This window comes from Companilactobacillus sp., assembly GCF_022484265.1.
Classification (GTDB): domain Bacteria; phylum Bacillota; class Bacilli; order Lactobacillales; family Lactobacillaceae; genus Companilactobacillus.
In genome coordinates, this window is the sequence record NZ_JAKVLR010000001.1 from 867,799 (window position 1) to 889,330 (window position 21,532).

Genomic DNA, 21,532 nt, shown 5'->3' on the forward strand with positions numbered 1-21,532 from the left:
CCAGAGTTCTTGCCAGCAAAGCCCGCATACCCTATTTCAACAAACACAGAGATTTTGACGTAAACAAGACCAGGTGGAGGGCGTAAATCGTGTGGAGCCAAGTACTGAAATTGTGCTTAGCAATTTATTGCTTAGCACAAGCCCAAGCTTGAAGACAAGCCGTCACGCAGTGACACTTGGCTCCAAGTTGTGGCCAGTACGTCACGGACTCCAAAAGCGATTTACGCCCTCCACCGGCAGTGAACCACGAAAAAAAGCATCAAGGCACAAGCCCTGACGCTTTAAACAAAATTTGAATTTTAAAACCTATTCAACTGTAACACTCTTAGCCAAGTTACGAGGCTTGTCAACATCGTTACCACGTTCAAGAGCAGCATAATAAGCAATCAATTGAGCAGGAACAACACTAACAATAGGTGAGATCATTTCGTCGATTGAAGGAAGAACCACTTGGTCACCTTCTTGAGCGTACTTCTTACTTGAGATAACAAGTACATGGCCACCACGAGCTTCAACTTCTTGGATATTTCCACGAGTATGAGCAGCACCAATACCATCATTTACATAAGCGAACACTGGAACGCCTTTTTCAATAAGTGAGATAGTACCATGCTTCAATTCACCAGCAGCGAATCCTTCAGCATGAATGTATGAAATTTCTTTCAATTTCAATGATGCTTCAAGTGAGAGTGCATAATCGATACCACGACCGATGTAGAATGCATCCTTCTTGCCAGCTAAGTAGTCATGAGCAATTTTTTCAAATCTATCTTTTTCATCAACGATAGTTTGAATAGCATTGGCTGCTAATGAAAGTTGACCTTGGAGATCAAAGTCCTTAGCTAATTGAACACCCTTATATTCACCCATTGCTTTAGCAAGCACAGCTTCCACGGCAATGTTAGCTGTGTATGCTTTTGTTGAAGCAACAGCAATTTCAGGTCCGGCTAATAATTCCATAGTGTATGTAGCTTCACGTGAAAGTGTTGAGTTAGGTACGTTTGTCATTGTCAAACTGTGATAGCCTAATTCGTTAACACGAACTAATACTTGTCTACTATCGGCTGTTTCACCTGATTGTGATAGGAAGATAAAGAATGGTTTTTGAGAAAGTTTTGGCATATGGTAACCAAATTCACTAGCCAATTCAACGTCGACTGGAACATCTGCCAAGTTTTCAAAAATATCCTTACCAACTAAGGCTGCATTGTAACTAGTACCAGCAGCAACGATGTATAGACGGTCAGCTTCAGAAACATCTTTCAACATCTTTTGGTCAACCTTAATGTCTTTTCCATCGAAGTAATGTGATGAGATCTTTCTCATTGTAGCTGGTTGTTCATCAATTTCCTTGAGCATGTAGTTTGCGTATGTTCCTTTAGAAATATCTGAGGCATCCAAGTTAACTGTGTATGGATCTCTTTGAACGGCTTTACCATCAAGTGTTGTGATGCTTACGTTGTCTTTCTTCAAGATAACAACTTCGCCATCATGAATTTCAACAAATTTGTGTGTGCTCTCAAGCATAGCCATAGCATCAGAACAAATTACGTTAAATCCATCGCCTAAACCAATTAGCAAAGGACTCTTATTCTTAGCAACAAAGATACGATCTGGTTGTTCTCTATCAACCATAGCAAATGCGTATGAGCCTTCAAGAAGTGACAATGCCTTTCTGAAAGCTGATTCAGCATCCATGTTTTCTTTAGTTGCAAAGTAATCAACTAATTGAACAGCAACTTCAGTATCTGTTTGACTGACAAACTTGAAATCGCTGAGATATTTCTCTTTAAGTTCAGCATAGTTTGTCAAAACACCGTTGTGTACTAAATAGAAACGGTTGTCTTGTGAATAATGTGGGTGAGCATTTTCAACAGTTGGTTGACCATGAGTTGCCCAACGTGTATGTCCAATTCCCATTTCACCTTGTACTTCTGGTCCAACTTCTTTTTCAAGTTGACTGATCTTTCCAACTTCTTTTACAAGGAAGTCCTTACCTTTTTCATTATTTACATAAATCCCGGCTGAATCATAGCCACGATATTCCAATTTTTCTAGTCCATTTAATAAAATTTTAGTTGTATTATCGTTACCAACTACTCCAACAATTCCGCACATAGTAAATCTCCTAAAAGTGGTATAGTTTATTCATATGTATTGGTATAGTTCATTTTTGGTTACCAATATTTGATTTGAACAACTATTACTGTACTAATTCAGTGGGATTATGTCAACAATTTTTAATTTTTTTGTTAAATATATAACAATAATGGTACAGGTGGTACATACCGGTATGGATATTGGTATAACCACGAAAGAATTTTTGATTTAAAAATTAATTACCGATGTAAATATCATGCTGTGTTTCAGAAATTTAAAGTCAGGTTTAGAACTATTCTAGTTTGGAACGTAGATCAAATAGATCGTTGTCGTAAACGCAACTCGCCATTATCAATGATTTTTCCAATAAAAAAGCTTGATACCATTGATAGTATCAAGCTAATTGATTTTTGAATATTATGCACCCATGTCCTTTTTCACGACATCAGCGATTCTTTCCGTATATTCATTAACTTTTTCTTCAGTTGCGGCTTCGCACATTACACGAAGCAATGCTTCTGTACCACTAGGACGTACTAGAACACGGCCATCGCCATCCATCTCTTCTTCAACCACTTTGATTGCGTCAAGGATGTCTTTATGTTCTTTCCAGTTGTTCTTGTCAGTTACAGGAACATTGATCAAACGTTGTGGATAGATCTTAACTGGGGCAGCCAATTCTTTCAAGCTCTTGCCGGTTTCTTTCATAACGTGCAACAAATGGATACCAGTCAACATTCCATCACCAGTATTCATGTATTCAAACAATACGACGTGTCCTGATTGTTCTCCACCGATGTTGTAATTGTTCTCACGGATTGATTCAACCACGTGACGGTCTCCAACGGCAACTTGGACATACTTCATGTCGTTTGCTTCAATCGCCTTATAAAGTCCCATATTGCTCATTACAGTAGTTACGATAGTATCCTTTTTCAAGCGTCCGCCATCATGCATGTACTTACCGAGGATGAACATGATCTTATCGCCATCGACAATATTTCCGTCTTCATCAACGGCAATACAACGGTCTCCGTCACCATCAAAAGCCAATCCGGCAACTGCATCTGAATCTTTGACCTTTTGAGCCAATTGTTCTGGATGAGTTGAACCAACATGGTCGTTAATGTTGATGCCATCTGGATGAGAAGCCATGATATCAAAGTCAGTATTCAAGTCTGCAAAAAGCGTGCTGGCCAAACGGCTAGTTGATCCGTTAGCTGTATCGAGTACGATGTTCATGCCGCTTAAATCATCTGAAACTGTTTGTTTCAAGAATTGAAGATATTTTTGAGCACCTTCTGGATAATCAGAAACTGTTCCTAGACCTTCAGCTGAAGGTCTTGGCAAGGTATCTTCTTTTGCATCGAGCAACTCTTCGATTTCATCTTCAACGTCGTCAGGAAGTTTGTATCCGTCTGATCCAAAGAACTTGATACCATTATCTGAAGCTGGATTGTGAGATGCTGAGATCATGATACCTGCATCAGCTGAAACTGCACGAACTAAATATGCGACAGCTGGTGTTGTAACAACATTCAAATTCAAGACTTCGATTCCAACTGATAACAATCCTGAAATCAAACTGTCTAACAACATTTGACCTGAAATACGTGTATCTCTAGCTACTAAGACACGTGGTCGGCTGTTTTCATTTTGAGAATGCTGTGTCAGTACGTATCCACCAGCACGACCTAGTTTAAATGCTAGTTCTGGTTTTAATTCTTTGTTAGCAATACCTCTAACACCGTCTGTTCCAAAATACTTTGTCATAAATATACTACCCCCAACGTTTAATCGTTTGCGTTGCTTTCGTTATTTTCATTATTTGTTGAATTACTGTTGCCGTTTGGATTATTGTTTCCGTTACTTGTTGTACTGCTATTAGAACTACCTTCGCTGGTATTGGAATTTGTATTAGAGCTACTTCCATTTCCTGGCGAGGGTTTACTATTGCTGCCAGTTCCATTAGTTGAGCTGACGGTTATGTTAACTAAGATCAAATCTGGATCAGAAGAAACTATTTGTCCCTTCAAGGCATCCGCAACATTAATACTGTGTTTCGAATTATTTGTAACTCCAGAAATATCCACTGGTATGTTGATCGAATCTTCAATTGCATCTAACTGTTTCTGAGTACCAAAAACTGTGATAGTGGTCACATCAGAATCAAAGGAGAAATTCATTCCCGTCGGTGAATCCCCCTGCTGGGTAAAATTTATAGAGACCTTCTTACTAGGCAAGTTGATTGGAATTTTAACATGCGCAGTTTGTGGCTCTAGGGTAACATTTAATGTCTTGCCATTTTTATCCAGAGCTTGGATCAATACTTCTTGATCAAAAGTATTCTTGATCCCTTTAGGCAATATTGGTTTAACAATCAATTTCTTGATTTTCTTAACGTCGCTTGCTGCACCAGTTACTTTAACTGTATCTGGAGATACGACTGGTTTGCCAGCACTATATCCAGAAGCGATTGAATTCTTATTGAACTGAACGTTAACCGGCAATGACTTAGTCATCCGCTTCTGAATGTTGATATTAACGTACTTCGGTTTAATTGTGTAAGTAAGTTCTGAGTTAAGACCATTTTGTTGAATCCTAACTTTGTGCTTTCCAGGTAAATATTGTCTTAAGTTAAGATAAACACTAAAGTTTTGTGTGTTCTTCGTCGCTGTGACCAAAGCCGATGGTCCTTCAATCGTCACTTTGACTGATTGAGGATATCCAGTGATGTAGTAGGCATCAGTGTTGGCTTGGACTTGCAATGGAACGGTCATGGTTGCTTTAGTGTTGACCGTGGATTGATTCGACTGATTAGAGTCTCTAGTTGAACCAACCCCAGGAGTACTGACCATAAAAAACAGCCACAGTGCTCCACAAAGGGAGATGAATGCATAGAAATAATTACTATTGATTATCTTCTTCATCATGACGATCTCCTCCCTTCTTACGACGGCCGACCCGGAAAATGTCGGAGATTGAATGATTCTCGTTTTCACCATCTTCAGATAACTGTGCGTGAAGGTACTTCAAGTAGTCTTCACGAGAAAGATCAAGCATCATGTGACCATTTCTAGTGATCATGACGCCACCAGTTTCTTCAGAGACGACGATGGTGATTGAATCGGTTACTTCACTAATACCTACTGCAGCCCGGTGTCTTGTTCCTAATTCTTTAGGAATCGTGTTGCTTTCTGACAACGGTAAATATGCGGCAGCAACTGATATTCGATTTTTTCGGATAATAACAGCTCCATCATGAAGCGGCGTATTCGGAATAAATATATTGATCAAAAGCGCTCCTGTGACTTCCGCATCCAAATCAATACCAGTCTCGACGTATTCTTCAAGTCCAGTATTCATTTCCAATGTGATCAAGGCACCGATTCTACGCTTGCTCATATATTGAATCGCCTGATCTAAACTTTCGATCAGATGATTTTTCGTCTTGCCTTCTTCATTACTTCTAGAACTGAAAAATGGCATTCGGCCTAGATGTTCGAGTCCACGTCTTATTTCTGGCTGGAAAATTACAACAATAATAATAACTCCCCAGTTGATCAGTTGGTCCATCAAGAATGACACAGTGTGCAAGTTTAAAGCCCAACTGATGATCTTGATCAAAAATATGACAACGATACCCTTCAATAATTGAACCGCTTTGGTTCCACGGATCATTGAGAGCACCTTGTAGAGAACATACCAGACAACCAAAATATCGGCTAAATTAGCAAGGTTTTGCAATGTAAAAATATTGCTAGGCGTTAAATTCATAATTTTTACCCCTCTTAGCTCGAAATCAATTATAGCAAACAATAAATATTATAAAAGTCCCATTGGTCAACATTCTAGCTACTGAATGTCGTAATTAATGACTTCCTCGCTGTAATTGATGTTTTTACGAAGGTTATTAGCAGTTATCCGGCTAATCTTACCTTGCTCTAATAGATCTTGTACAAAAGCTCTTTGGTAACTTAATGCATTAACCTCGAGATTTACTCTCTCGATGTTAAATGCTTCAGAACGATTGCGACGCTTACCTTGAAGAAGTTCAAGACGTTCTTCATAATGACGCTGGAACAAATAAAGCAAGTTGTCGTAGACAACGTTCTCATCGTCATCTTCTAGTTCACGAAGTTTTGCTAAAGCTCTCTTTGAACCAGCAATCGCAATCTTGATTGCATCGCGATTGTATTGAACCACTTCTTCTCGTTTCGTGAACGGCAAGTTAATAACCTTGGTGATTTCTTTAAGCGTTCTACGGACGTAGGCCATGATAAATTCAACCGATTGATTGTAACTATGTTTGACTAAACCACGTTTGTATTTTTCGATCCGCTTAATGGCAGTTTCGTAGGCATCTTCAGAAATTTCATTGCTGTCATGTAATTCTTCGATTGCTTCAAGTTCGCAATTTAAACAAATATCCCAGAGTTCAGCATCCTTTTTACCCTTAACTCGTTTTTTGCTGATTGGATTTGGTCCATCCGATTGCAATTGAGCATTGTGTAAATTAAAGACATATTCGGCAATCACAGTCGTATAAACTTGATTACGTTTATCGACGTTTTCTTCGCGTAATTTATTAATAGTTTTTTCAATGACGATCCTGTTAGCTTCATCAACGTTCAATTCAGTTGTAGCAACTACTTCAGTGTTATCAGCTTCATCATCGATATCATCTTCGTCAGTGTTGATAGAGTTACCACGATAAGTAATCGGTGCAGTATTCTTGGTGATCAACGGAATCAAGATCGTTGCACCCAGCAAACTGTAAATAATTACTGAACTAGCGATGAATAATAGCAAGGTCCGAGCTGGAAAGGCTGCACCACTATTAGTTACGAATGGCAATGACAAGACACCGACCATAGTAACGGCACCACGTACTCCAGATATTCCTGACATTAAACAATAGTAGAATCTTGCTCTTGAGAATAAATTGAAGTCAGTCCGATCAGATCTTTCAAAGAAGGTTGAGTAAAAGTAGCTCCAGGCAAATCTGATGACTACTAGCATGATCCAGATCACGAAGGCAAATCCTAAAGCCTTGATCGTATTCATACTTTGATTGTGGATCAATTCTTCCATGGCAAATGGAATCTCGATACCTAGTAAGACGAAAACGAATCCGTTTAATAGGTAAACTAGCATGTCCCAAGTTCTTGACGTGACCAATCTGATTTCTGGGCTGAAGGCACCAGTCGTTCTGCTAGAAGAAATATTCATGATACCAGCAATAACCACGGCTACAACACCGGAAACGTGAAGTAGATCTTCAGCGATATAGTAAATGATAAATGGAATCAAAATTTGAATGATAGCGTGAAGAATCGAGTCATCAACACCTTGGTTGATCAAATATAACCGAACCCCGTTGAAGATCCAAATCATGATCGCACCCGCTAGAGCACCAACAATTGAAATATAGAAAAAGTCGATTGTGGCATTACTGAGTGAAAACACACCAGTAACAGTCGCTGCAACGGCATACTTAAAACAAATCAAACCAGATGCATCGTTGATCAAACTTTCTCCACTTAACAGATGCATCAGTTTATCCGGTAATTTAGCTTTTTTGGCAATGGATTGCACAGCAATTGGGTCAGTTGGCGACAAAATTGCAACCAACGTAAACGCAGTTGCCCAAGGCAAACTTGGTACTAACCATTTAACCAATGCCCCACCAACGATGGTTGAAATAATAACCAGGATGATGGCATTGCCCATGATGGGGCCCTTTAATTTCCACAGTTCCTTTTTAGGGAACCGATTCCCATCATTAAATAGGATCGGCGCAATAAAGACTAATAGGAACCATTCAGTATTGACCATGATCTTGACATTTATAGTCAAGGCAGCAATCACGCCGGCTGCGATCTGAATCAAACTGGCTGGGATCGAAACAAAGTAGTGACTAATAATGTTAGCCACGATCAATAATGAAATAATCAGAATGATTGTTTCAACTATTTGCACGGACTTCACCCACCTTATCTTCTCCTATAATTCTAACTTCTGTGTGTAGTTCAACATCAAATTTCTCTTTGACTGTTTTCTGGATCAAATGGATCAGATCCATATAATCAGTTGCTGTAGCATGATTGATATTTACGATAAAGCCGGCATGCTTCATTGAAACTTGGGCCCCGCCGATGATCTTGCCTTGCAAACCAGCTTTGATGATCAATGGACCAGTGAAGTGTCCAACTGGACGTTGGAAAACAGAACCACAAGATGGATATTCCAAGGGTTGCTTTGACCGACGCAATGCGTTCAATCGATCCATTTCAGCTTGAATATCTGCTTTATTTCCTGGTTTTAAAGCAAAAGTTGCACTGACGACAATTCCGCCGTTTCTTTGAATCAAGCTCTTACGATAATCAAACTCCATGTCATCGTGATTGAATGTCTTGATTTCGCCATTTGGCATCAATACATCAGCCGACTCAAATACATCCCTGACTTCTCCACCATAGGCACCAGCGTTCATAAACACGGCACCCCCGATACTTCCAGGTATTCCTGCAGCAAATTCCATACCGGTCAAACCAGCAGCTTGGGCAGCAATCGTCGTGTCGATGATCGTGGCTCCAGCCTCTGCGATAACTTTTTGACCATCGATCTTGATTTGGTTGAAATTAGGAAGGATAATCACAACGCCTCTAATACCACCATCCTTGATAATTAGGTTGCTAGCATTTCCGATAACAGTAATCTTAACATCATTGTCGCGGGCGACATTGACGATATCGACTAATTCTTGTCGTGTTTTGGGAAAAGCTAATGTGTCGGCATTTCCACCAGTTTTTGTGAAGGTATATTTACTTAAGGGTTCATTTAATTTAAATTCAATATTAGGTAATTCGTTAATTGGAAAATTCATAATTTAACCATTCCTTATTGTACATAGACTACTTTTAATTTTAGCATACAGTCTGGAACATAACGAATAATCAAACATGCTGAACATGTTATTATTAAATAGGAGGTAGAACATGAAACTTATATCTTGGAACGTGAACGGACTTCGCGCCGTCGTAAAACATGATTTTAAAGAAACATTCGACAAATTGGATGCTGATGCCTTTTGTATTCAAGAAACCAAACTGCAAGAAGGTCAAATTGACTTAGACTTGCCAGGTTATCACCAATACTTCAATTATGCCGATCGAAAAGGTTATTCTGGAACGGCGATTTTTACTAAAGAAGAGCCGATCAGTGTCAAAATGGGACTTGACGTCGATGAATACAACCATGAAGGTCGAACGATCACTTTGGAATATCCAAAGTTTTATTTGATCACTAGCTATACTCCTAATTCTCAACAAAAGTTAAAACGAATCGATTTCAGAATGGGTTATGACGATGTTCTTAGACAATATATGCAAGAACTTTCAAAGAAGAAACCCGTTGTACTTTGTGGCGATCTTAACGTCGCTCATAACGAGATCGATATCAAGAATGATAAAACTAATCATCATAATCCTGGATTTTCCGATCAAGAAAGAGCAAAATTCAGTGAACTGTTAGATTCAGGTTTTACCGATAGTTTCAGATATCTCCATCCTGATGAAGTTAAATACTCATGGTGGAGCTATCGCTTTAATGCTCGTCAAAATAACGCAGGTTGGCGGATCGACTACTTTGTCGTTTCCAATAACGGACAAAAGATGATCAAGAACGCCGATATCTTAACGGATGTTTACGGATCAGATCACTGCCCCGTCCAACTTGATTTAGATTTAGAAGGTGAATAATTAATGAATTTTGTTTCGATGGATTTTGAGACTGCTAACGGACACCGAACTAGTGCCTGTTCGCTAGCTTTGGTTCTTGTGCGAGAGAGTCAAATTGTAGATAGTTTCTACACTCTGATCAACCCGCAAGAAAACTTTAGCCCTCGTAATATCCAGATCCACCATATCAGACCAAATGACGTAGCTGACGCACCAACCTTCGATCAAGTCTGGCCTCACATTGAGTCCTTATTTGATAGTTCACATTTGGTGGCAGCTCACAATGCCAGTTTTGATAACAGCGTTTTAAAAAATACGCTCAGTAACTATGGAATTTATCCACCAAAGTTTTTAACAATTGATACTGTTAAAACTAGCCGGAAGTTTTATCCACAGTTGCCTAATCACAAGCTCGATACTGTTTCTCGTGGCTTGAACATTGATCTTGAGCATCATCACAATGCATTAGCCGACAGTATCGCCTGTGCTGAGATCTTGATCAAAACTGAGCAACAATTTGGCGCTGACCAAATAAAAAAGATGGTCAAGCTGACTAGCTAAACCATCCGTTCCATAATAAAAGTTTTTGCTTTTTTAGACCTAGTTGTAAATCCATGTTTCTTGTATAAATGGATCGCAGCTGGGTTTTTTTTGTACACTTCTAAGGATACTTTGCTGATTGGACTTTCTTGGGCATATGCCAGCACATCCTCCATCAGAAAAGACCCAACACCTTGATTCCATAAATCTTTTTCGACAACGATACCTAACTCTGATTCATATTGGTCAATTTTTTCCAGACGAGTAAATCCGATGATATCATCGCCTAAAATCGCCAAGATCAATTCATCGTTTGGCGAATTGTATATCTCATCTAAAGAGATTCGTTCATCATCTAAAGTCACATTTTGCAGCGATTCATGCTCAATGAAGGTACTTTCTTTACTAGCTCGTTTTAAAAAATCGATCAGCTTTTCAGCATCTGTGGGAATCGCCTCTCGAAGTACTAATTCATCGCTCATAATATCGCTCCAAAATCACGGTTTAGATAATTGTCGCCGTGTAACTTGATATTGATGATCCGACCATCTTCGCTATCTGGATCACGTTTTAGGTTCACTGAAATGTGATCTGCTGGGACCTCATCTTTAATGAACTGTGGCCATTCGACCACTGTCACGCCGTTGCCATGAAAATATTCGTCAAAGCCAAGATCTTCATCTGGATTGTTTTCCAGTCGATAAGCATCCATGTGATACAACGGCATTTTGCCATCTTGATATTCGCGGATCAAAGTGAATGTTGGACTCTTAACATTTTTACTGATACCTAATCCTTGAGCTAATCCACGTGTAAAGGTAGTCTTTCCGACACCAAGATCGCCATTTAGCAAAATAACATCCCCTGCTTCTAGTAATGAAGCAAAGCGATGACCGAAGGACTCGGTTTCTTGATAAGAATGTGTTTGTAAATTATATTCCTGCATAGTATCCCTCAAAAAAATAAATTAAAGTGCTAGGGCTGCGGTCAAGATCGATAGTTTGTATACATCATCCACATTGGCACCACGTGATAAGTCGGAAATTGGCTTGTCCAAACCTAGAAGGATTGGTCCAACTGCATCAAATCCGCCAAATCTTTGGGCAATCTTATATCCGATATTACCTGATTGCAATTCTGGGAAGACGAAAACATTTGCGTGACCAGCAACCTTTGAGTCTGGTGCCTTTTGGTTAGCAACAGTTGGTACAAAGGCAGCATCGAATTGCAACTCGCCATCGATCGGAATTTCTGGTGCTAATTCTTGGGCGATCTTTGTAGCTTCAGCAACCTTAGTTACTTGGTCGCTCTTGGCACTACCCTTAGTTGAAAAACTAAGCATAGCAACCTTTGGATCGATATCAAACAACTTAGCTGACTTAGCAGCTTGAACTGCGATCTCGCCCAATTCTTGAGCACTAGGATCAATATTGATAGCACAATCTGAGAAGAGATATCTCTCGTCGCCCTTTTGTAAAATGAATGCACCACTGATTCTGGAATTGCCTGGAGCTGTTTTAACGATCTGAAGTGCAGGACGAACTGTGTCACCAGTTGAGTGAACAGCGCCAGACACCATACCGTCAGCCTTACCAAGATATACTAACATTGTTCCAAAATAATCAACATCTAGAAGCATTTTTTCAGCTTGTTCTTTAGTGTTCTTGCCCTTACGACGTTCCACAAAGGCATCAACCATGTCATCGAATTCAGAATAATTCTTAGGATTGATGATTTGAATATCACCTAGATCCAAGGAATTGTCGCTAGCAACCTTGTCGATCTCAGTTTCGTCGCCTAAAAGAATTGGCTTTAAAATATTTTCACTGTTTAATCTAGCAGCAGCTTCCAGAATTCGTGGGTCTTCACCTTCGGGTAAAACCATTGTGAGATTCTTTCCATCGATCTTTTGTTTCAAACTATCAAATAAATCCATTATCATTCCTCCATTTCATCGACAACCGTTGGTAATTGCCAATTGATTACCCTTTCATTGTATCGTAAAAGCGCTTTATTTGTTTGAGAAAATGGTTTTGATCCAAAAAATCCTCGATAAGCTGACAACGGACTAGGATGAACTGAACTGATAATTGTGTTTTTAGAAGTATCGATCAAGGCACTTTTACTCTTAGCAGCACTGCCCCAAAGTATAAATACCACGCCACCTTTATCCGATAATGCCTTGATAGCGTAATCAGTCAGTTGTTCCCAGCCTTTACCTCGATGAGAGTATGCTTGGCCTCTTCTAACGGTTAAAACCGAGTTCAATAACAAGACTCCTTGATCTGCCCACGATTTCAAGTAACCGTGTTGAACTGGAGTACACCCTTCATCAGATTGCAATTCTTTGTAGATATTCACTAGTGAAGGCGGCAACTTTGTTCCCGGAGCAACCGCAAAACTGCAGCCAATTGCTTGTCCTGGTTCGTGATAAGGATCTTGCCCTAAAATAACAACCTTAGTATCCTCATAAGACGTCCACTGAAACGCTTGATAAATCTGATACATATTCGGATAAATAGTCTGCGTCTCGTATTCGACCTTCAAAAAGTCGTGCAACTTGTGATAATAATCTTGTTCAAACTGCGATTTTAAAACATCTTGCCAATCATTTTCGATAAAAGTTTTCAATCCACACACACCTAACTATTTTAATTTTTTTTATTAAAAATATGTTAACATGCAACTATAAGCTTAATATATGGAGGTTTACTATGATCAAAATCATCGCATCCGACATGGATGGAACCTTGTTAAATGACGAAATGATGATTTCGCAAAATAATATCGATGCCATTAATGAAGCCATGGACAACGGTATCGACTTTCTAATTGCATCCGGCAGACAGCTCGACGAAGCTAAGCCATTTTTGATGAATAAATTTCACCCCGGTTATATTACTCTAAACGGGGCCGAAATTTACGACAAAGACGAGAAGCTGGTTTCCAGCAATCCCATCTCTGCCAAAAGCGTTGCTAAAATCACTGACTACTTTAAAGAAAATAACCTCTATTTCGAGCTTATCACTGATAAAGGCGTTTTTTCCAATAGTCTTGAAAAAAGAACTACTAGTATTGCCGAATTGTTGAATATTTTAAATCCAACTACCACATATGAAAAAGCTTTAGCTGATACTAAAGAAATTTTGAAGCATGCTAAAACAATCTACGTGGACGACTACGATGAGATCCTCAACGATCCCGACAACAAGATCATGAAATTGTTAGTCTTCGATAGTCGGCAAAAAGAGATCTTCGACCCCTTACGCGCGGATTTTAAGTCAATTGATGATATAGTTATTACATCATCTTCACCAAATAATTTGGAGATCAACAGCGTTGATGCCCAAAAAGGAATTGCTTTGATGGAATACGCTAAGCACAAAGGCGTTAAACCTGAGGAAGTTATGGCTATCGGCGATAACTTGAATGATTATTCCATGATCAAAGCTGCCGGTGTTGGTGTTGCAATGAAAAACGCTGTGCCTAAGATCACTGAAGTTTCTGACATTCAAACTGATTCTAACGTAAACGATGGCGTGGCCAAAGTGATCCAAAAGGTAATCAAAAATAATAAAACCGTAGGTAATCGTGAATGAACTTATATATCCGAACCGCCGATCTTTTATCCGGAAACTTAATGGTCGTTTCCGATAAAAATAAAGAGACGGTTTTTATCGCCACTCGCGATAAGAATAACCCGTTTTTGATTCAACTATTCAATCGTTTAAATGAAAAAGTTGCTGAGATCAAACTCAAGAACAGCTTTTTAAAAATTTTTTCAATTGAGGTTGGCGGACAAGAGGTTGCGACGATCAATACTATCCCGATGATCGATGTTAAGTACGTCCATATTGGCAAACTTAACTGGCGGATCGTTGGGAACATCCCCATGTCCGATTATCATGCCAAATACAAGCATGAAGTGATCATGGAAGTCAGCCCGATCATTCTTAGTTTGGGACAACCTGGATTGCAATTAAAATTCCAAAATATCGATGATTCTGAAGTCGGCACTTTGATAGCGATATTCTTAAATAAATATGTCAAAATGCCTGGTAAGCCTCTGGACGATTCCCGTAATAGCTTTCAAGGCAAAGGTAAACTATCTTACCTCAGTTTCAAAAATAAATGTTGACCCTAAAAAGAGCTCTAAACCAACAGGTTTAGAGCTCTTTTGTATTTTGTATTATGCGATTTGGCTAGCTTTAGTAGCTACCTCTTCCAAATTGTATTGCATGTGATCATATAAGTGGCTTCCAATATATAATTGACCGACCTTCTTGAAACCGACTTTGTCATAAACGTGCTTAGCTGGTGCATTTTCAACGTCCACGTTCAAACTCAAGACCTTTTCTCCACGGTCGCGAATCAAGTCGATGAAGCTCTTTAACGTCTCAGTTCCGATACCTTGATTTTGAAACTCAGGTGCAACAGCAAATGAATCCAAATACCATTCGCCTGGCCAAGCTTCCTTGTCTGTAAATAAAGTGTCTTTGTTGATTCCATGTTTTTTCAATATTTTAACTAGAGGGGCATCAATGCCATCTTCTTCATCTTCAGGATAACTGATTGCGATTGCAGCTACCTTCCCGTCGATCTCATTGACAAGGATATGATCTAGACCATAACGATAGTTAGGTAATTCAAATCCTTCCCTGATGACTTGTTCCATCATGTCGTTACCAACTTCTTTGAAGACATCTAATTCCATTTCATCAAAGATTTGAAAAAGGGTTGGCAATATCTGCTCGACATCATCCTCTTTTGCATATCTAAACATTATTTCACCTCGGATAATATCATACACGAATATTGTTAAATAACAAAATTATTGCATTAATAAAGCCAGATATATGATAATATCTGGCTTTTTGTATTCATATTTAACGGACATTAGGGAACACAGCTCATCCTTATATTTTTAGTAAAGAGTTGTCCTTCCTCTTTACAATCATAGAATATCGAATTGTCAGTTTTCTGAAAATATGCATTTTTTTGAAAATGTTCAGAAATTGGACACTTTTGAAATTCTGATCAACTATTTTTGATGATTTTTGAGTAGATTACAGTGTTCGAGCAAACGATTGATCACTTCATCGCGACTGGTTCTAAGATCACTTTCTAGCCAAATCCTCAAGGTATGAACGATTCCACCCATTAAATGAGCTTGTTGCGACTTCAATTTATGATGAGGTATCTCATATTCGTTAAATGCCATCGTACACAAATCTAATAAATAATCAGGATGATCCATGATCTTGCTTAGTCGATAGATATTGAGACATAAATATCTATTCTCCAAAATATAATCAACCGCAGATATCACCAATTCCTGATAATTATGACAATCTTTGGCAACTTCTGCGACGATCTTTTCTTCAAAAAAATCAAAATAAAAATCATCCATGCAGCTAAAGTGATAATAAAGCACGCTACGACTCTTTTCAGATTGTCGTTCTAGATCCGTCATTGAATATTTTTTCAAAATCCTACTGGACAAGGTTGATTGAGCAGTATCAAAAAAATGTTTCCGGGTTAGATTAGAGCTACTTTTATTTTTAATCATAAGCAAATTCTATCATATTCATTAGTTTTTTCGAATTATAAACACTCAAAAAAACGCCATCAGAATGAGTCCTAATAACGTATCTTAGTTGCACGTTGGATTTCTCGTTCTTGATCGCGTTTTTTGATTGTTTCTCGTTTGTCGTATTGCTTTTTACCTTCAGCAACACCGATCAGTACTTTGGCAAAGCCATGTTTTAAATAGACTTTCAAAGGAATGATGGTGATACCTTTTTCTTGGATATTTCCGGCAATTCGATGAATTTCTTTCTTGTGAAGCAATAACCGACGATTCCGCAATGGATCATGATTAAATTGGTTTCCTTGGTCATAGATGGCGATATTAACGTTCTCAAGCCATAATTGGCCATCCCTTAACTGAACAAAGCCATCTTTGATATTTATCTTACGGGCTCTAATAGACTTGATCTCAGTACCGGTCAACTCCATTCCAGCCTCATAAGTCTCTAGGACTTTATAATCATGTCTAGCTTTACGGTTGGTTGCTACTTCATTCGCAGATTTTTCATGATGTTTCTTCACAGTTCATCACCTGCTTTCGTATTTACCACGTCTCTTATTATTATTGTTTGAACGACCGTGTCCGCCGCCACGATGGTTATTGTGACCGCCTTTGCCATTTCCACCTTTGCTTCCACGACCATTGCCACGGAAAGTACTACGTGAATGACTGTTACGACGTTTTTGGAATTCTTCCTCACGTTGCTTAGCACGTTCAGCTTCTTCTGGCGTTAAGACACGTTCGAAATCGATCTTACGTTGTTCAGCGTCAGCTCTGATCAACTTAACTCTGATAGCTTGTCCAACTTTGAAAGTCTTACCAGTGCTACGACCATGCATTGACATGCTCTTTTCGTCGTATTCGTAGTAATCGTCTTTCATGTTTGAAATATGGATCAAACCTTCAACAGTATTGTCTAGTTGAATGAACATACCAAAACTAGTTACTGAACTGACAACAGCATCGAACTCTTCGCCAACTTTATCAGCCATGTATTCTGTCTTCTTAAGATCATCGACAGCACGTTCAGCATCAATTGACTTACGTTCACGACTTGAAGTATGTTCAGCGATTGGTTGAAGCTTTTCAGCCCACTTTTCTTTTTCTTTATCAGTGAAGCCATTCTCAGCATATTCGTGGACCATTCGGTGAACGATCAAATCAGGATAACGTCTGATTGGCGAAGTAAAGTGAGTATAGTATTTTGCAGCCAAACCAAAGTGACCTAATGCTTGGTCAGAATATCTAGCTTGTTGCAAACTTCTTAGCAACATAATAGTTACAACTTGTTCTTCTGGAGTATCAACGACACTGGCCAAAACATTTTGGAACATCTTTGGCGTGATCTCTTTTAGATTACCCTTTACTTGCACACCGATAGCAGCAGCAAATTCGAAGAAGTTTTTAACTTTTTCTGCATCAGGTTTTTCATGGACACGATACAAGAATGGCACATGACTCATGTTGTAATGTTCAGCAACGGTTTCGTTAGCTGCCAACATGAATGATTCGATCATTCTTTCTGATGTTCCACGATTTCTGAGCTTAATGTCGATTGGCTTACCGTTTTCATCAACGATGATTTGTGCTTCAGTTTCTTCGAAGTCAATTGCACCACGTTCGTGACGTTTGTTGAATAAAATTTCATGAAGTTCAGCCATATCTTTGAGCATTGGAACTAGATCTGCATATTCTTCATTTAACTCAACATCGCCTTTTAAGATCTCGTTAACGTTGTTATAAGTCATACGATATTTAGATTGGATGACACTAGGGAAAATATCGTGCGTTAAGACATTTCCTTGAGGGTCGATTTCCATCTCACAAGTCAGTGCTAGACGATCTTCACCAGGGTTCAATGAACAAATACCATTTGATAATCTAAATGGCAACATTGGAATAACACGATCAACTAAATAAGTTGAAGTACCACGTTCATAGGCTTCATCATCAATTGGCGAACCTTCGCGAACATAGTGAGTAACATCGGCAATGTGGACACCTAAGTGGAAGTTACAGTTTGAAAGTTTTTCAACTTCAACGGCGTCATCAAAGTCTTTTGAGTCATCCCCATCAATCGTGATAACAGTGTTCTTAGTTAAATCCTTACGACCTTCGCGGTCAGCCTCTGTAACATGATCGGGGATTTTTTCAGCAGCATCTAGAACTTCCTTAGGAAATTCAGGATTGATGTCGTTATCCAAAACGATTGAAATAATATCAACGCCAGGATCATTCTTGTTACCAATGATCTCAAGTGCTGTACCTTCCATACTTTGTGGATGGTCATCGTTAGGATATTCATCGATCGAGACTTGGACCATATCACCCATTTGTGGATGAAGGCCTTTGTCAGAAATAAAGATCATGTAAGTCGAATAGCGTTTTTCATGACTTTGAACATAGCCAAAGTGGCCAGTCTTTTTAACTTGAACGTCACTGTATGGATGGAATTCACCCACTAATTTGTCGACTGAGCGTTCAACGATCTTAGTAATCTTACCTTCAGGTCCCTTATCATTCCATGGGTTTGAAGGTTTTGTAATTTGAATTTCTACTTGATCGCCATTGACCGCATGCAAAGTGTGGTCACGAGTAATAAAGGCATCTGGTTCGACCTCGTCGTAGCGAACAAATCCGAATCCTTTTTCGTTGGCCTTAAATACACCCTCAACGACCTTAGTCTGTTGAGCCATCTTGAATTCGTCTTTGTTAGTAAGCGTGATCTTACCTTCGCCCTCGAGAACAGCCAAAGCTTTAACAACACGTTTGAATGCTGAAGCTCCGTGCATTCTCAATACATCTTCAATTTGTTCAGAAGTATAGCGACGATCTGGGTTGCTTCTGAAAAATTCCAGGATATCTGAAATTAATTTATTATCTTTATCAGGCATTTCTTTCCTCAATTTTTTCTAAAAAGTTTAATACGTCAGACTGTAAGTCTTTATGTGCATTATTGATAGTTAGGACGTGGCCAGCATCGTACCAATGCAAATCAGCATCTGTTACGATTGACTGTACCTTATCCGCACCGTGAGGATCGACCATTTTATCTGTTTTTCCTTGACCAATAAAATACGGTTTATGAATCTTCTTTAGATCCTCAGTAACTTGCAACGTCTCGGTTTGAATATTAGTTAAAAATCCATCGATCTTGCTGTCAATCACAGCGAGCTTACTATCGATCTCAGAATCAGCTAGCTCATTTAGTTGATAAACCTTTTGAGCATAGATCAGAAATTCTGAACGTATCATCTTAAAACTAGTATTGAATAGTGGCGAGCCAAAAGTTCCCCCACCGAGTACGTCGGACATGTTTTCGATTGCCTTGGTAGCAAAAATAGCTCCTAGTGACAATCCAAAAAAGTATATTTCAGTTTTTCCTTGCGACTTTAAAAAATCTAACGCTTCTTCAGCTTGTTTCCACCAATTGGCGGGTCCGCCTTTTTCAATAATATCTAAAGGTTCGCGAGTCCCGTGTCCGGCAAACATTGGCGCATAAGCTGAATAGCCATTGCGTTCTAAAAATCTGCCCAACAGTCGCATATCGTTTGGAGTTCCCGATAATGAGTGCAACAAAACGACTGCCTTAGGTCCATTATCAAAATAAAAAGGTTTAGGTGCAATTATTTTCATCAAAATTACTCCTTATAACAAAAAACCTCCTGAGATTCTTCAGGAGGATGACTTGTCTAGTGAGATGATAAATATACTAAAACTAGTGATAAAGCGAAGAATAGTACTAGAAGCACATAAGTAACTTTAACCATGAAAGCTTCAAATCCACGCTTCTTTTGGTTGTTAAATAAGTCTCCACCACCACCTGATAGAGCGTTCAAAGCATCTTGTTGCTTTGTAGGCTGCATCAATACGGCAATGATTATCAATACTGAGACAATAATTAGTAATACTTCGAATAAATTATACACCGGCAAAACCCCCGTTCATGGTGTTTAAAGCTGAAATCACTTCTAAAACAATAACATAAAACATTCAAAAATTCTAGTCTATTCCATTGATAAGCGTCGTCAGTCTCTTTTTAAATTTCGCACGCTGAGCAGCGTTAACCATCATGACGATACGATCTCCAGCTTTAACAACTGTGTCTCCACGAGGAATTATCTCACGTTCTCCACGGTAAATCGCAATTACTAAGACTTCTTTAGGGAAAGAAATATCGCGAATATATTCTCCATCAATACTGCTGCCTTCATAGACCGGAATTTCAATTCGATCATTATATTTGCTGACTTGGTTTAAATAGGTAGAATTCAGAGTCAGTTTTTCTTTCAAAGCTTCATAAATTGGTGCACCGTTCAAGATATCAACCACAATATAGGCAATCAGTGAGATCACTACCAATGGCATTAAGTGTCCGAGCGACCCAACCATTTCCGTGACCAAAATAATTGCTGTAAATGGAGCTTTACTGATGCAAGCAAAGTAACCTGCCATCGCAAAAATAATCAAATTACTTTCATATGAAATTGGCAACAATCCCATTTGATTCATGAACACTGCATAAACGGCTCCGATAATGGCTCCCAAATTTAAAATAGGAAGAAAAATTCCACCAGGAAGTCCTGAACCATAAGAGATCATTGAAAAAATAAATCTCAGAATAAAGATACCGGCCAAGATCCAAAAGCCAACGTTCATGTGATTCAAGCTGACGATCAAACCATTTCCGCCACCAATAAATTTTGGGAACATCATCCCAACTGGGACTAATAAAATTAAAGGAATCAAACCTTGAAAACTGCGTGGAATTTTCGTTTTTGCATACAAACTGGGCATGTACAAAATAACTATCTGATACAAACGTCCTAACAGCCCTAGAATTATTCCTAAGACAATCAGGTGCCAATACATTCCCACTGGGAGACTGAATTTATAGGGTATATCAAGTACCGGCGTAAGACCAAATACGTATAGGGCAACTAAGTTAGAACTGACAGCACTAGCCAAGGCTGTCAGCCAGACCATTGGCGAAAAATTATGATAAATTTCTTCGATCACAAACATACATCCAGCTAGCGGTGCATTAAATGCCGCTGCTAGACCACCGGCAGCACCACTAGCAATCAAGATACGTTTAGTGGTCGGAGAATCGACATGGCTGAGTTCACCAAATCCTTGACCGATTGTGGAACCCAACTGAATTGCCGGTCCTTCACGTCCGAGAAAAAGTCCGGGTCCAATACTAAGAATGCCACCAACGAACTTTCTCCACAGTACTGACCACCACTTGATCTTGAGGTCGCCGTCTAATTGTGCCTCAACTTGCGGAATACCAGAACCGGAAATATTCGGTTCTTTTTTCAGCATAAAGCCGACAATTATTCCGACGACAATCAAAAAAGCTAATAGTCCAACAACTATTCCCCAATTAGTTCTTGCCTCTACGTAGAAATGTTGGAATACCGTCAACGATGATTGAATCGACCAACGAAACATGCTGACGACGGCACCAGATAAAATACCAACAACTATCCCACCTAAGAGAAGCTTTAATTTATAAACATCAATGGATACATGTTTTTCCATCGACTTCCCCCTT

The 21,532-nt window shown here is 39.1% G+C and carries 21 protein-coding genes; 4 read left to right on the forward strand and 17 right to left on the reverse strand.

The genetic code is table 11. The annotated features are described in order from the left end of the window. Nucleotides 1-306 precede the first annotated feature (306 nt). The 6 genes from glmS to murB form a co-directional block, all read right to left on the reverse strand. Nucleotides 307-2,118, reverse strand: a complete 1,812-nt coding sequence (gene glmS, locus LKF16_RS04390; RefSeq protein ID WP_291469005.1) for a glutamine--fructose-6-phosphate transaminase (isomerizing) — start codon at nucleotides 2,116-2,118, stop codon at nucleotides 307-309. 399 nt (nucleotides 2,119-2,517) lie between these two features. Next, entirely contained in the window at nucleotides 2,518-3,873 is a 1,356-nt protein-coding gene (glmM, locus tag LKF16_RS04395; protein ID WP_291469007.1) for a phosphoglucosamine mutase, read from the reverse strand. Nucleotides 3,874-3,893: 20 nt separating this feature from the next. Next, entirely contained in the window at nucleotides 3,894-5,033 is a 1,140-nt protein-coding gene (locus tag LKF16_RS04400; protein WP_291469009.1) for a CdaR family protein, read from the reverse strand. Beyond that, on the reverse strand, nucleotides 5,011-5,877 hold the full coding sequence (cdaA, locus tag LKF16_RS04405; RefSeq protein WP_291469011.1) for a diadenylate cyclase CdaA: 867 nt from the start codon (nucleotides 5,875-5,877) through the stop codon (nucleotides 5,011-5,013). Before cdaA ends, LKF16_RS04400 begins: the two co-directional genes overlap by 23 nt. Before the next feature lie 78 nt (nucleotides 5,878-5,955). Next, entirely contained in the window at nucleotides 5,956-8,082 is a 2,127-nt protein-coding gene (locus LKF16_RS04410) for a Na+/H+ antiporter (RefSeq protein ID WP_291469013.1), read from the reverse strand. After that, nucleotides 8,069-8,989 carry a UDP-N-acetylmuramate dehydrogenase gene (gene murB, locus LKF16_RS04415; protein ID WP_291469015.1) on the reverse strand — a complete coding sequence of 307 codons (921 nt, stop codon included), beginning with the start codon at nucleotides 8,987-8,989 and terminating at the stop codon, nucleotides 8,069-8,071. The genes LKF16_RS04410 and murB overlap by 14 nt, the downstream gene beginning before the upstream one ends. 112 nt (nucleotides 8,990-9,101) lie before the next feature. Between murB and LKF16_RS04420 the strand changes: the two genes are divergently transcribed. Together LKF16_RS04420 and LKF16_RS04425 are read left to right on the forward strand one after the other, a co-directional pair. Further along, nucleotides 9,102-9,863 carry an exodeoxyribonuclease III gene (locus LKF16_RS04420; RefSeq protein ID WP_291469017.1) on the forward strand — a complete coding sequence of 254 codons (762 nt, stop codon included), beginning with the start codon at nucleotides 9,102-9,104 and terminating at the stop codon, nucleotides 9,861-9,863. Nucleotides 9,864-9,866: 3 nt separating this feature from the next. Then, nucleotides 9,867-10,403, forward strand: a complete 537-nt coding sequence (locus tag LKF16_RS04425; RefSeq protein ID WP_291469019.1) for a 3'-5' exonuclease — start codon at nucleotides 9,867-9,869, stop codon at nucleotides 10,401-10,403. Here the strand turns inward: LKF16_RS04425 and LKF16_RS04430 are convergent. The 4 genes from LKF16_RS04430 to LKF16_RS04445 are packed head-to-tail and all read right to left on the reverse strand — an operon-like array spanning nucleotide 10,400 to nucleotide 13,013. After that, entirely contained in the window at nucleotides 10,400-10,864 is a 465-nt protein-coding gene (locus LKF16_RS04430; protein ID WP_291469021.1) for a GNAT family N-acetyltransferase, read from the reverse strand. The genes LKF16_RS04425 and LKF16_RS04430 overlap by 4 nt on opposite strands. Further along, nucleotides 10,861-11,328, reverse strand: coding sequence for a tRNA (adenosine(37)-N6)-threonylcarbamoyltransferase complex ATPase subunit type 1 TsaE (gene tsaE, locus LKF16_RS04435; protein WP_291469023.1), 468 nt, complete (start codon nucleotides 11,326-11,328; stop codon nucleotides 10,861-10,863). The genes LKF16_RS04430 and tsaE overlap by 4 nt, the downstream gene beginning before the upstream one ends. Nucleotides 11,329-11,349: 21 nt before the next feature. After that, the gene (pta, locus tag LKF16_RS04440) at nucleotides 11,350-12,318 is read right to left on the reverse strand and encodes a phosphate acetyltransferase (RefSeq protein ID WP_291469025.1); all 969 of its coding nucleotides are present in this window, start codon (nucleotides 12,316-12,318) and stop codon (nucleotides 11,350-11,352) included. A 2-nt stretch (nucleotides 12,319-12,320) separates the two neighbouring features. Beyond that, nucleotides 12,321-13,013: a uracil-DNA glycosylase gene (locus LKF16_RS04445; RefSeq protein WP_291469026.1), complete on the reverse strand. Its 693-nt coding sequence runs from the start codon at nucleotides 13,011-13,013 to the stop codon at nucleotides 12,321-12,323. A gap of 83 nt (nucleotides 13,014-13,096) precedes the next feature. Here LKF16_RS04445 and LKF16_RS04450 point away from each other — a divergent pair, with 83 nt between their 5' ends. Both LKF16_RS04450 and LKF16_RS04455 read left to right on the forward strand, forming a co-directional pair. Further along, nucleotides 13,097-13,981 carry a Cof-type HAD-IIB family hydrolase gene (locus LKF16_RS04450; RefSeq protein WP_291469028.1) on the forward strand — a complete coding sequence of 295 codons (885 nt, stop codon included), beginning with the start codon at nucleotides 13,097-13,099 and terminating at the stop codon, nucleotides 13,979-13,981. Continuing rightward, a complete protein-coding gene (locus tag LKF16_RS04455; protein WP_291469029.1) occupies nucleotides 13,978-14,520 on the forward strand; it encodes a hypothetical protein in 543 nt (180 codons plus the stop codon). Before LKF16_RS04450 ends, LKF16_RS04455 begins: the two co-directional genes overlap by 4 nt. A gap of 51 nt (nucleotides 14,521-14,571) precedes the next feature. Here LKF16_RS04455 and LKF16_RS04460 read toward each other — a convergent pair whose 3' ends face one another. The 7 genes from LKF16_RS04460 to LKF16_RS04490 all read right to left on the reverse strand — a co-directional run bounded on the left by LKF16_RS04460 (nucleotide 14,572) and on the right by LKF16_RS04490 (nucleotide 21,519). Continuing rightward, nucleotides 14,572-15,165 carry a GNAT family N-acetyltransferase gene (locus LKF16_RS04460; protein ID WP_291469031.1) on the reverse strand — a complete coding sequence of 198 codons (594 nt, stop codon included), beginning with the start codon at nucleotides 15,163-15,165 and terminating at the stop codon, nucleotides 14,572-14,574. A 258-nt stretch (nucleotides 15,166-15,423) separates the two neighbouring features. Then, the gene (locus LKF16_RS04465; RefSeq protein WP_291469033.1) at nucleotides 15,424-15,870 is read right to left on the reverse strand and encodes a hypothetical protein; all 447 of its coding nucleotides are present in this window, start codon (nucleotides 15,868-15,870) and stop codon (nucleotides 15,424-15,426) included. Nucleotides 15,871-16,022: 152 nt separating this feature from the next. Next, complete coding sequence (gene smpB / locus LKF16_RS04470; RefSeq protein ID WP_291469034.1) at nucleotides 16,023-16,493, reverse strand: SsrA-binding protein SmpB; 471 nt, start codon at nucleotides 16,491-16,493, stop codon at nucleotides 16,023-16,025. Between the two features lie 6 nt (nucleotides 16,494-16,499). Continuing rightward, nucleotides 16,500-18,866 carry a ribonuclease R gene (gene rnr / locus LKF16_RS04475; protein ID WP_291469035.1) on the reverse strand — a complete coding sequence of 789 codons (2,367 nt, stop codon included), beginning with the start codon at nucleotides 18,864-18,866 and terminating at the stop codon, nucleotides 16,500-16,502. After that, nucleotides 18,859-19,608 (reverse strand): alpha/beta hydrolase, encoded by a 750-nt coding sequence (locus LKF16_RS04480; RefSeq protein WP_291469037.1) that lies wholly within the window; start codon nucleotides 19,606-19,608, stop codon nucleotides 18,859-18,861. Before LKF16_RS04480 ends, rnr begins: the two co-directional genes overlap by 8 nt. Before the next feature lie 56 nt (nucleotides 19,609-19,664). Further along, complete coding sequence (gene secG, locus LKF16_RS04485; protein ID WP_010624205.1) at nucleotides 19,665-19,901, reverse strand: preprotein translocase subunit SecG; 237 nt, start codon at nucleotides 19,899-19,901, stop codon at nucleotides 19,665-19,667. 73 nt (nucleotides 19,902-19,974) lie between these two features. Further along, nucleotides 19,975-21,519, reverse strand: coding sequence for a ClC family H(+)/Cl(-) exchange transporter (locus LKF16_RS04490; protein WP_291469038.1), 1,545 nt, complete (start codon nucleotides 21,517-21,519; stop codon nucleotides 19,975-19,977). Between the last annotated feature and the right edge of the window lie 13 nt (nucleotides 21,520-21,532).